Annotated in this window: 11 protein-coding genes; 10 read left to right on the top strand and 1 reads right to left on the bottom strand. The window is 34.3% G+C overall.

Going from position 1 to position 12,837, the window contains the following annotated elements; translation table 11 throughout:
• Positions 1 to 145 precede the first annotated feature (145 nt).
• The 10 genes from AOG55_RS06910 (at position 146) to AOG55_RS06865 (ending at position 11,575) form a co-directional block, all read left to right on the top strand.
• Positions 146 to 1,189: a DNA double-strand break repair nuclease NurA gene (locus AOG55_RS06910; RefSeq protein WP_048100849.1), complete on the top strand. Its 1,044-nt coding sequence runs from the start codon at positions 146 to 148 to the stop codon at positions 1,187 to 1,189.
• On the top strand, positions 1,170 to 2,702 hold the full coding sequence (locus tag AOG55_RS06905) for a helicase HerA domain-containing protein (protein ID WP_084779423.1): 1,533 nt from the start codon (positions 1,170 to 1,172) through the stop codon (positions 2,700 to 2,702). The genes AOG55_RS06910 and AOG55_RS06905 overlap by 20 nt, the downstream gene beginning before the upstream one ends.
• Positions 2,702 to 3,832 carry a metallophosphoesterase family protein gene (locus AOG55_RS06900; RefSeq protein WP_048100851.1) on the top strand — a complete coding sequence of 377 codons (1,131 nt, stop codon included), beginning with the start codon at positions 2,702 to 2,704 and terminating at the stop codon, positions 3,830 to 3,832. Before AOG55_RS06905 ends, AOG55_RS06900 begins: the two co-directional genes overlap by 1 nt.
• Entirely contained in the window at positions 3,822 to 6,500 is a 2,679-nt protein-coding gene (locus AOG55_RS06895; protein ID WP_055041076.1) for an AAA family ATPase, read from the top strand. Before AOG55_RS06900 ends, AOG55_RS06895 begins: the two co-directional genes overlap by 11 nt.
• A 34-nt stretch (positions 6,501 to 6,534) precedes the next feature.
• Positions 6,535 to 7,086, top strand: a complete 552-nt coding sequence (locus AOG55_RS06890) for a HemK2/MTQ2 family protein methyltransferase (RefSeq protein WP_231563384.1) — start codon at positions 6,535 to 6,537, stop codon at positions 7,084 to 7,086.
• Positions 7,083 to 8,165, top strand: coding sequence for an OBG GTPase family GTP-binding protein (locus AOG55_RS06885; protein ID WP_048100853.1), 1,083 nt, complete (start codon positions 7,083 to 7,085; stop codon positions 8,163 to 8,165). The genes AOG55_RS06890 and AOG55_RS06885 overlap by 4 nt, the downstream gene beginning before the upstream one ends.
• Before the next feature lie 239 nt (positions 8,166 to 8,404).
• Positions 8,405 to 9,862, top strand: coding sequence for a cytochrome ubiquinol oxidase subunit I (locus AOG55_RS06880; RefSeq protein WP_048100854.1), 1,458 nt, complete (start codon positions 8,405 to 8,407; stop codon positions 9,860 to 9,862).
• 1 nt (position 9,863) lies between these two features.
• Positions 9,864 to 10,880, top strand: coding sequence for a hypothetical protein (locus AOG55_RS06875; RefSeq protein ID WP_048100855.1), 1,017 nt, complete (start codon positions 9,864 to 9,866; stop codon positions 10,878 to 10,880).
• A 58-nt stretch (positions 10,881 to 10,938) separates the two neighbouring features.
• Positions 10,939 to 11,205, top strand: coding sequence for an acylphosphatase (locus AOG55_RS06870; protein WP_048100856.1), 267 nt, complete (start codon positions 10,939 to 10,941; stop codon positions 11,203 to 11,205).
• A gap of 31 nt (positions 11,206 to 11,236) precedes the next feature.
• On the top strand, positions 11,237 to 11,575 hold the full coding sequence (locus AOG55_RS06865) for a hypothetical protein (protein WP_055041075.1): 339 nt from the start codon (positions 11,237 to 11,239) through the stop codon (positions 11,573 to 11,575).
• Position 11,576: 1 nt separating this feature from the next.
• Here AOG55_RS06865 and ilvA read toward each other — a convergent pair whose 3' ends face one another.
• Positions 11,577 to 12,782 (bottom strand): threonine ammonia-lyase, encoded by a 1,206-nt coding sequence (ilvA, locus tag AOG55_RS06860; RefSeq protein ID WP_048100858.1) that lies wholly within the window; start codon positions 12,780 to 12,782, stop codon positions 11,577 to 11,579.
• Between the last annotated feature and the right edge of the window lie 55 nt (positions 12,783 to 12,837).

Here is a 12,837-nt window from a genome sequence, read left to right as displayed (position 1 = left end):
TAAATGATTTTATATAATTTTTCACCTGATTTTTAAAATTATTAATTCTTAATAAATATGATTATGGATAAAAGGCTGAATAATATCCACAGGAATAATAAAAGTATGCAAAAGTTTATGTTAAATTTGCGTTTAATGTAATCCAATGGATACATATTCAGATTTCCTGGAATTCTTAAATAAAAATAAAAACAATATTATAAAATCACTGGACCTTGAAAAGAATTCAGAATTTTACAGACTTTACCAGGAGGTTTTTGATAAAAATTTTATTGACTTTAATTTTAAGGGAAATATTAATGCTGATGTGGCTGCAACTGACAGCTCAGAGTTTGTAAGGACACTATACAACGGAAAGAGCATAATTATAATAAGGGCATACACAATATACGGTGAAAAATTTACCAAGGATTTTTTTATGGACACTGTTTACGTTGATCCATTAAAGTTAAGAAATTTTACAATACTTTTGATGGAAAACTCGGAACATTTATCCATAATAAAGTTGCTTGAAACTGAAAAACCTGAATATATATTTATTGACGGTTCATTTAAGGGTCGCATATCGCATTTAAATGAGGGCCTTGATATAGAAAATTATGATAATTTTATGGATATTTATTTTAAAAATCTTAAAAAAATGCTGCAAATGGCCTTTAAAAACAATGTTAGGTTAATATTTATATCCAAAAGCAATTATTCACAATCATTTAAGGAATTCCTGCTTGAGAACCTTAAGCCAGGCATGTACCCGGATGAAATTGTGAAAAAGGCTAAAAAGGAATATACAAATGACCATTTAATTATAAAATCCCTGGCGCATAGAACCGGCTATACCACACCATTGATATACAGGCAAAATTTTTCTGGAACAGATGTTAATTATATTTCATTTGATGTTCTTCCAAGGGCAGATGACCTGCCAATGAAGGTTCAGATCGTATCACAGGAATTAATGATGGAAACAAAAAATGCCAGCCCGTATAATCTTGACCAAAAAATTCTTGAACTAATATTTTATGGTTATACCTCATATAAGGTATATAATATATGGCTTTATGATGTTGATAAGAGGGTAAAATTTAGAAGTGATGAAATGGAAAATCTTTATATGAAAACATTTGAAAAAATTACAGGCATAACATTTTATGAAAGCAGGGGTGAAAGGCGTGCAAGACTTAGAGTATGAAATAGGCTTTACAGCCGGTAAAAATTCATCAGGACACTTCCAGTTTGTCATATCTGAAAATGCAGATATTAAAAAGTGGGAGTACGTTGGTCTTAACATAAACGGAAGCATCGTTATAGGAAGAATAGAGGATATTGTTTCGAAAAGCGATTTAATGGACGAATCAATTGATTACGAAAGCATAAAGAGGTATACTGAAAATAAAATAAACGATTCAACAAACATGAGTTATGTCAATGTTCTTGGCCGGCTTGAAAATGACAATCTTGTTCAATCCAGGGAAATAATAACCCCGGGATTAAAGGTATATAAACTATCATCAGCCATTTTAAAAAAGTTATTCTCATTTCCAGATGAAGAGTCTTTATACATTGGCAATCTGCCAGATACTGGTGTGCCCGTATCAATAAATATAAAGGGAATGAGGCGTCATCTCGCAATTCTGGCACAGACCGGTGCTGGTAAGAGCCACACCGCATCTGTTATTATGGAGGAACTCTTAAAGAAGGGGGCATCAATAATAGTTCTGGACCCACATGCCGATTATGTTTTCATGAAAAAAGACAGGGATGGAAAAATTTACTCTGATAATATTGATGTATTTCGAACGCCGCTGAGCACCGGTAGATATTCAAGGGATGATATCGGAATTATAAAGGAATTTACAATCAGGTTTCAGGACCTTACAGCCGATGATATTAAGGGTATTATGGGAATTAAGGATAATTACACACAGATGTCACCATTAATCGATGATATTCTAAAGGCAATGAAGGGCAAAAAGGATTTAAACGATTTTATGAATACGGCCGAGAAGCTCCCACAGGATGATTACAGAAAAATTAAGGGGAGGCTGGTTTTTCTTGAGAAAATAAGGGAAATATTTTCGGATTACACAACAGGCATAAAGGATTATCTGGGCCCCGGAAAAATGTCCGTGCTCGATCTCTCGGGCATGGATCAGTACCTTGCAAATTATTTTTCATTCAGGATTTTAAGTGAAATTTACGATTCCAAAATATCATCTGAATTTAAATATCCTGTTTTTATCTTTGTTGAGGAGGCCCATAACTTTGTGCCGCCAAGGGTAAATAGCAACATAGCAGGGATGATCAAAAAAATAGCCGCAGAGGGTAGAAAATTTGGAATATTTTTAACAGTAATAACCCAGAGGCCTGGAAAAATAGACGCTGATGTTTTAAGCCAGTGTAATTCGCAGATTATATTGAGGGTTACAAATCCAATAGACCAGAACGCAATACTTCAAAGCAGTGAAAATATAACAGAATCATTAATGGAGGATCTGCCCTCACTAGATACAGGTGAGGCCATTATTGTCGGTGAAATAGTTAAAATGCCTGTAATTATAAAGGTCAGGGATAGGGAAACAAAGCCAGGAGGATCCGACATAGACATTATATCATTGCTAAAGGAGGCACGCGATGAGGTCAGAAAAATGAATAATCCTGATGAGATAAAAAAGAAAAATAAAAATCTCCTTGGTGATTTTTAATGGCCACATTTTTGCATTTATCTGATACGCATCTAGGTTATAAGGAATATATGATGGATGAACGCGAGAATGATTTTTATGAATCATTTAATGAGGCAATAGATATAGGGCTAAATGAGCATGTGGATTTTTTTGTCCATACCGGTGATCTTTTTGACACATGGTCGCCATCAAACAGGGCACTTAATGAATTTAAAAAGGCAGCACTGAAATTATATAACAATGGTAAGATTATGTACCTTATAATGGGAGACCACGACCGCCCGAAAAGGACCGATGAGATTGCCTCAAGGATTTTTGACTTTCTTGGCGTTAAATTGCTTGGTATAAATTCAATAGAAAATATAAAGGTAAACTATTCAGGCGAGGACATCTTAATATCCGGCCTTTCCAATATGAAAGGATTAAGAAAAAATTTTATTGAGGAGGAGTATAAAAAAGGTAATGTTGCTGCAGGAGAATATAAAAATTCAATATTAATGTCCCACCAGGGCGTTTATCCATATTTCATATCAGAGGCCTGCGAGGTGGATTCATCACAGCTTCCCCAGAATTATAAATACCTTGCATTTGGGCATATACACGATTCAAATTTAATCGATGATAGATATCCTGTTTTCTCATATGCAGGTTCCACAGATTTAAACAGCACAAGTGAAATAAAACATTATCTAAAATATAAAAAGTCGGTAAATCTTGTAGAAATTACATCTGGAAATGTAAGCGTCCAGCAAATTAAGCTTAAATCAACAAGATATCAGAATATAATAGATTCAGATTTCATTAATTTTCAAAATGATCTAAAATCCATAGTTAATCAAAAAAGGGATAATGACAAAAAGCCGCTGATAACACTCACAATACATGGTTCAGGCGATAGAGACCTTGTCAGGAAACAGATAAAGGCTATTAATGATATAATAGTTCGTGGTCCACTTTTTGAGAAGGAAATTAAAAAAATAGTTGAAAAACCAAACATGAACAAACTTCTTGATTATTTTAATGCATATTTTAATGATAAAAATACCGCTGAACTTGCTGATAAAATATTTGAAACGATCAAAAATGAGGATGTGGATTCTGCATATAAACTTATAAAGGATATAATGGGGATAGGCAATGATAATTGAATCAATTCATTTAAAAAATTTTTTATCTCACGAGGATAGTGAAATTAACTTTGACCCCGGGATAAATATTATTACGGGCAAAAACGGCGCGGGGAAGACAAGCATACTCGATGCCATGAAATTTGCACTTTTTTCAGACTCCAGAAACAATGAAAAAAACATAGAGATGATTAAAAAGGGTAAAAAAAACGCAGAGGTAACCATAACATTTAGAATCAACAATGATGAATATGAAATTTTTAGGTCACTTGGCATAAAGGGTTCAAAAAATTTGGAAAGGCTTTCATATGCCAAAAAAAATGGATTGTTAATAGCTGAAACATATGAGGGTGTAACATCTGAAATTTCAAAAATATTAAATGTGTCAAAGGATGTTTTTAAAAATTCTGTTTTTGTTGAACAGGGCCAGATGGATTCACTGATCTCCGGAACCCCAAAGGAGAGAAAGCAGGTATTTAGTGATATAATTGGCCTAACATTATTGTCAAAAAATGCCGATAAGATAGGAAAAATTATTGGTATGTTAAGATCAGAATCTGAACAATATTTATCATCAGAATTAAAAATTGATACATATAAAGAAAATATAAAAAATCTTGAAAATGAAAATCAGAATATAGCAAGGGAACTTGAAGAAATGAAAAATGCCGAACTGGCTTTAAAGGAAGAACTCAATGGTCTTGATAAAAATATAAAAGAGTTAAATGGTTTAAGGGAAAATATAAAGTTTTATGAAAAAAGAAGGGCAGACATTGAAAATAGCATTGAAAGAATTAAAAATGATATAAATAAACTCAACAATCAACTATCTGAATCTGCCAATTTAAGCATGGAAATTAAAAAAATAGAGGAAAATCCATATTATTCCATGAGGAAAATTATGGACGAATATTTTATTAAAAAAAGGGATTTGGAGAAACTTCAAAAGAGCATATCTGACATATCATCAAAAATTGAAACATATAATAAAAATATGGAGAATTTAAAGGCTGTTGAGCAGCGCCATAAAATATATGAAAGAAACAAAAAACTTCTGGATGAGAAAAAATCCCTGATGGCCCAAAATGAGGTAAATTTTAGGGAATATGAGCACATGCTTTACCGTATTGAACAGATAAAGAACCAGCAAAAATCCATGGTAATTCAGCTTAACAGTCTAAAGGCCAGGCTGGGAAACATAAATACAGATAATATTGAGGAGGAAAAATTAAGAATAGGAAACCACATGGAAGACCTTGAACGTGAGAAAATATCCATTAAAAAGGATGTTGCATCATTAAATAGGGATAATATTGAATTGCAGCAAAACATAAATACCCTGCAGGGAAAAAGCGTATGCCCCCTATGCGGGTCAAAATTAACAGATGACCATATTAAAAATATTTTAAATGAATATAATTTAAAAAGAAGTGAAAATTTTCAAAGGCTTAATAAACTGGTTGAAAGAAACCAGGAGATAGATAATGAATTAAAAAGGCTAAAGACAGTGCATGATACATTAAACTCTGCCGATGCATCTGCAATACCGGCATTGCTCCATGATATCTCTGTTATGACCTCAGAGAGGGATAAATTAACAGGGGAAATGGAGGCTTTTAAACCCCAGTACGATGCATATAAACAGCTGGAGGCTGAGGTAAAAGCCCTTGAGGCTGATATAAATGCCGGTGAAAGGGCTGAGGAGGAATATAACCGGTTAAAGGGATTTTTGGAATCAATGGACATAAATGAGCTAAATAAAGAATTTAATAATTATAACAATGAGGTTAATGAAATAATAAAAAACCTATCAGACATTGAGGGTAAATTAAATTTTGTTCCCGATTATAATGTTTATAATAATACATATGATCTTCAGTCCAGACTAAAAAAGTTGATGGACGATGAGAAACTTGAATCGGCCATTAGGGCCAAAATAGACATGTATAAGCAGAATATGGAATCAATGGAGGAAGACCTTAACAAAATAATAAGAGATCTAAAAGATCAGAATGATCGAATAAGGTTGCTTGAGAATGATGAAAATAAATATGCGGAGTTAAGGGCTGAATACGATGAACTTTCAGGGAAAATAAATCTTGCAATTGCAAAAATGGATACAAATAATTTGCAAAAAGATCATTATAATTTAGAAATAAAAAAATATTCAGGAGATTATGAAAGGCTTAAAAAAATAAGATCTGCAATTGTTAACCTTGAAAAAATAAGAGGGGCATTTGATGTTAATGGGATCCAGGCCCTTATAAGAAAGGATGCATCGGCATCAATTACAAATTTAACAAGAAAATATTTAATGTCATTTAATCTGGATTTTGACGATATAAGCATAGATGAAAACTTTAATATAAAGGTATCACAGAATTCAATGGAACAAACACTGGAATCACTGTCTGGTGGTGAAAAAACCGCCCTTGCAATAGCACTAAGGCTTTCTGTGGCGGAGTATGTCCTTGATAGAATCAGCACTGTTATCATGGACGAGCCCACAAATTTTCTTGATGAGGACAGAAGAAACAACTTAAAGGATATAATACAGTACTCACTTAAGGGTGAAACCAACATACCGCAGATGATAATTATCACACATCACAGTGAGCTAACCTCTGTTGCCGATAATTCATATGAGGTTGTCAAGGAAAATGGGACCTCCCATGTTATTTCGGGTTAAAATTAATAAATATAAATATTAATTTAATATTATTATGGATATGCTTGACATGGATTATTCAGATTCAGTTTATAGACCTGCAGAGGATTCATACATGGTAATGGATCATGCAAATCCCGGCGCCAGAATGCTGGAAATAGGCGCTGGGTCAGGCATAATATCAATTTATTTTGCATCCCTTGGTAAAATTGTTACCGCAACGGACATATCTGAAGACGCCATAAAATTAATTAAGCACAATGCAGAAAAAAACAATGTAAGAATCAATGTTATTGAGTCAGATCTTTTTGAAAATGTAAATGGGAAATATAATACAATAATTTTTAACCCACCATATTTGCCGGTGGAGGGAGAAAGCCCACAGTGGTCTGGTGGTTCTGATGGCTTTAAGGTTATTTCAAGATTTCTCAATGATGCATGGAAATATCTTGAAAAGCATGGAAACATTTACATTGTATTATCAGATTTAACCGACATAAACCTGTTAATTAAAAATTATAATAATAGGTATAATTTTAAAAAAATTGCGTCCATGGATTTTGATTTTGAATCAATATTCTTATATGAGCTTACAGTGATATCATGACCATAGAGGAAAGAATTAAGGAAATAGAAGACGAAATTAAAAAAACACAAAAAAATAAGGCCACAGAAAAGCATATAGGTATATTAAAGGCGAGAATATCAAAACTGGAACTTGAACAGGAATCACATAAAAAATCCTCCGGATACGGTTTTTCAGTTCCAAAAAGTGGTGATGCAACAGTTGCGCTTGTTGGATACCCAAACGTTGGAAAAAGTTCAATATTAAATGCACTGACAAATAAAAAAAGCACCGTTGGTAACTTTGCATTCACAACATTAAATGTAATTCCAGGAACATTGAACTATAACGGCGCACAGATACAGATACTGGATTTGCCTGGAATAATAGACAATGCCGCACTCGGAGCGGGCAGGGGCCGTGAGATTATAAGCACTGCCAGGAATGCGGATTTAATTGTCCTTGTAACAGATATTGAGGCAAAGGGCCTTGACAGGATAATAAATGAGCTGTACAAGTCTGGAATAGTATTAAACAAAAGAAAAAAGGATATATCATTAAAAAAATCAAATTATGGGGGATTAAGAATACATAAACCAAAGTTTGTTGACATTTCTGTGGATGACATAAGGGACATAGCAAAGGAATTCAAGATCGTAAATGGGGATATATACATAAGGGAGAATGTGGACATTGATGATTTAATAGATTTTTTCAAGGGCAATATTGTGTATATTAAGTCAATCATGGTAGTAAATAAGGTGGATATGCCACACGATGAAAATACCTTAAGGAATAAGATAGAAAAATTTGGAGACTATCTTGAGGTTTCGGCCGCAACAATGTATAACATTGAAAAATTGAAGGAAAGAATATACAAATCACTTGATTTTGTCAGGGTTTACATGAGGAACAAGGCAGGAATCGTTGACTATGAGCGTCCCATGATATTAAATTCAGGATCAACTGTAAGGGACGTATGCCGTAAAATTAGCAGGGAAATGCTGGAAAATTTTAGATATGCAATTATCACAGGTCCATCAAGGAAAATAGAGGCAAAGGTTGGCCTTGATTATAGGGTTAATGATGAGGATGTGATAACAATAATAAGCAAATATTAGATGTCATATGATTTTAGTTTTATGAAAAAATTTATTAAATTACAATATTTTTATAACTAATACATTCAATTTAATATGTATTAGCGACAAAGCAAAGGTGATAAACACATAATATCTATTATAAATCAAAATCCTTTATTTTTTTGCGTCAACAATATTAAAAGTAATTACATTTACAAAAAGTTTATATGTTAGTAATAACGGATATATAATGTTCAAAAATTATTTTCTTGATTAATATGGCAATTTCGTATATAAATTGGGATGCGTCTATATTTGCATACACGGTTAGTGCGCATATATTGTTGGTGGCAATCACACTGGCAATGGCACTGCTCATTACAATATCTGAATTTATTGCACTAAAATATAAAAATAAACATTATGAGGTCCTTGCACATAAACTCACCATAGCACTTGTAATTAATTTTGCAGTCGGTACCGCCTCGGGAGTATTTATGGCCGTTGAACTCTTCCTGTTCTGGCCCAAATTCATGGAGGTCGTTGGCGCTGTTGCAATGTCAAGCTTTTATGCAGAGGTTTTTGCATTCCTAGTAGAGTCTATAACATTAATGATATATGTTTATTTTTGGGACAACTTTAAAAACCGCTGGAACCACTGGCTTGTCAGCTGGGGAGTCCTTATAGGAACAGGCGGCTCAGCATGGCTAATAACAAACGTTAATGCATGGATGAACACACCAACAGGTTCATTCAATATTCCGTATTATCTGCAATATGGTGTAATTAAGGATGTTAACCCGTTAAAGGTATTCTATGAGCCATCAACAGGGGCACAGCTATTCCATATGTTTACCACAATGTATTTTGCGGGGGCAATGGCATTGCTTGCTTACTTTGCATACAAATATCTTAAGGCCAAAAACGATGATGAAAAGATTATAGACAAGAACGCCATGAATATTCTTTCTGTGATAGGCATAATAGATATTATACTCATAGGTATAAGTGGATCACTTGAATTATCAACGCTTCTTGCCCTTGAACCATTAAAATATGCATCACTTGAGCTTGACATGCATCCTGTAACATACGGTGCACCCGAATATATATTCGGCATAATTATAAACGGTCATGCCGCAGATTATCTAAAATTACCACTGGCGCAGTCACTCCTTGCATATCCGACGACACTTGGCCATGGCGCAATACCGGGTCTGTCATCATATCCATCAAGCGTATGGGCACCATCATTCGTGCATGATCTCCTTGACCTGATGGTCGGCTTTGGCGTCCTAATGGGCTTCTTCTGGCTTGTATTCCTGATACTCAGGGCATTAAAAAAGAATGTTTATAACATGAAATGGGTGCTTTACTCATTTATTGTCCTTGGCGCCCTTGGTATGTTTACAATGGAGGATGGCTGGTGGACAGCTGAAGTGGGCAGGGTACCATACGTTATAAAATCACCAACCCCAGGCGGAATACTTGTTAATGGCCATATGTACTACGGTGTTATGTCATTATCACAGGCTGCATCCTACTCACCTGCAGTATGGTATATAGGTGTCGGTGTGATACTGTTTTACGCCATAATAATACCATTTACATTCTACTTTAACGCAAAGGTATTAAAACTGAGCAACATCGAGGATGATCTCAAAAAGGCTGAGCAGGATCTTGGAATAGAGGAGGAAAAGAAAAATATAAGTGGAATAAAAGCGGGGATGAGATAAAATGTCTTCATTTTTTTTGAATGCTGATGGGGTATTCATTAAGCTGGTTCTGGCTGCAATGTTTGCGTTCCTTGGATCAGAATTTATTGCAATATTCCCGATATTTATAAACTATGAAAAAACAAAGGAAAACGTGTTAAAGCATATAGTGCCAATCTGGGAAATTACAGGTACAATGATAGTGTTCTTTGTTGTTGAGTTAGAATTAATATATTCAAGTCTTACACCAATAGCATCATACCTGTTCATACCTGTGGTTGGTCTGTTCGTTCTTTTACTGGTGCTTAGAAATGCTTCAATAATATACGCTGAGTTCATATGGAAGAAGGTTGACAGCAAACCACTGTACATGTTCTATGCAGTTACAACGTTTTTGATGGTTGTTGGTTTCGTTACTGCCATAGCAATATTAATGACAGGCCTTGGCATACATCTGGTATTAAAACCACTCGATGCATCATACATAAATTATTTACCAATACTTGGCAGTGGTGTTTATTGGGTATTCCTTATAGGCGCCCTATTCATCTCATTTGGCATGTCGCAGGTCTTTTACAGGACAGTTAAAAACACAAGCTATGTACCATTAGCAACAATAATTATCGGTTTAATACTCGATTCATATGCATACCTGGAAATTGCACATATAGATAAGGTTTCAGTGGCTGCATATCTTGCAGTGCCAATAATACTTACATTAATAATACCGGTAATGTATATGATGAAATCAACGACAGAGTATGCTTCATATAAGCCACTGTGGTTTACATTAATGACCTTTGCAATGCTATCCCTTGAATTACCTGTAACAAAGATAGCAGGCGGGGCATTTCCTGTTAATGCATTTGCCTCTCCCAATTCAATGCTTGCATTTAATTTCTATTTGAGCATACTTGGAGGAATATTCTATCTTCTGCTGATGTTATTATATGCATACCTTTACAGCAGTGGTAAAATAATGCCAAAAGTATCAACGGCCAAAACAAAGGTCGAGGACAAGGCAGTTAAGGAAAACTAAAAAAAATTTTTATATAAATTTAGTGTAAAATATTTATTTTTATTTACTATTATTATTTATGAATTGCATTCATGTCATTTTTTATGGAAATGTTCAGGGCATAGGTTTCAGGGCCCATATAAGAGCAAGGGCAATATCACTTGGTCTCTATGGTTGGGTTAAAAATCTTGATGATGGAAGCGTTGAATCGTTGATATGCGGCGATGAGGATAAAATTAGGGAATTAATGAAATATGCACATAAAATTCCAGGGGCTGTTATAGATAGGATAGTTGAAACGCCTGAAAAATATGATAATATTAATGAGTTTTCCATAATACATTAATTTAATATATGGATATTTATTTAAAGATTGCATGAAAAAAAGAACATCAAGAAAAATAATATATGTTGCAATATTGATAATTATAATTCTTGTTTCATATGGTATAATACCGCTGGCATTAAACACCTCAGAATCTTCAATGCATAACGGAAAATCATATTATATATATGGAAATATTACGGGATTAATAACGGTGAATAATAAGACATTTATGACAGTTAATGACTACGGAAACACCATAGATGTATTTTATAATGGCACTGCTCCTGCAACTGGTTCATATGTTCTCGTATACGGTGTTTATCAGAGCAATATTCTTGGTGGATATATTCAGGCCAGGGGTGTTTATAAATGGTATTATACAATATAAATTAATTTACAATATTATATTCAAAGCCAAGTTTATTTAACTTTTCCAGAAGTTCATTAATCCTTTTTTTATCCACAATATTTACTGTAAATAAAAGGTTCTGATATCCTATTGGTGTATTTTTTTTAAGATTATCAACCTCAGCATGGTATATATTTGCACCAACACTGGAAATTGCATTAACTATCTTTATCATTATTCCGGGATGGTCTGGAAGCTTAAATTCAAGCCTGATCAATTTATCCTCCCTTTCAAGTGCGCGGTAAATTATATTTGAGAGTAACAGGAAGTTTATATTTCCGCCGGATAAAACAATGGCCACCTTCTTATTTTTAACATCAATTTTGTTTTCAAGCAATGCGGCAAGCCCCACTGCACCTGAGGGTTCGGTAAGAACCTTTTCCCTTTCAAGCAATTTAAAAAGTGCATATGCTATATCCTCATCATTCACTGTAACAATATTATCAACGTATTTCTTAACCATCTCAAATGTGATATTCCCGGGGTACTTTACAGCTATGCCATCAGCAATTGTATCATTGCTTGTGTAGGAAACTATTCTGCCCTCCTTTAGTGATTTTACCATGGAGTCTGCCTTTTCAGACTCAACCCCTATTACCCTTACATTTGGATTCATAGATTTGGCTGCAAACGATATTCCTGAAATAAGGCCGCCCCCACCTATTGGTACTATAATTACATCAGGATTTAAATCATCCATTATCTCCTTGCCTATTGTTGCCTGGCCTGAAATAACCTTCTCATCATTGTAAGCCTCTATGAATGTCATCCCCTTTTCAACTCCAAGGTTAACAGCATAATCATGCGCCTCATCATAGCTTGATCCCTTAAGTATTACATGGCCACCGTATGATTCAACTGCGTTTATTTTGGCCGGTGTTGTAAACTCCGGCATTACTATTGTGGCCCTTACATTATAGGCATTTGCAGCGAATGCAACGCCCTGTGCATGGTTCCCGGCACTGGCTGTTATCACGCCATTTTTCTTTTCCTCCTCTGTTAAGTATGCAAACTTTACAAAGGCTCCCCGGGATTTAAAGGACCCTGTCTTCTGAAAAATCTCCATTTTAAAATATACATCTGCATTAAACATATCACTAAAGGTTTTTGAATGAACCAGTGGTGTTCTATGCAGCCTTCCATCAATAATTTTCTCAGCATTTTTAACATCATCAAAGGTAATCATGGCTAATTATCGTTTTGTTAAATAAATATTCTTTGAAAAAATAACGTTTATAAAT

This window comes from Acidiplasma cupricumulans (assembly GCF_001402935.1).
Lineage (GTDB): Archaea > Thermoplasmatota > Thermoplasmata > Thermoplasmatales > Thermoplasmataceae > Acidiplasma > Acidiplasma aeolicum.
This window is presented reverse-complemented; position numbering and strand designations above follow the sequence as displayed.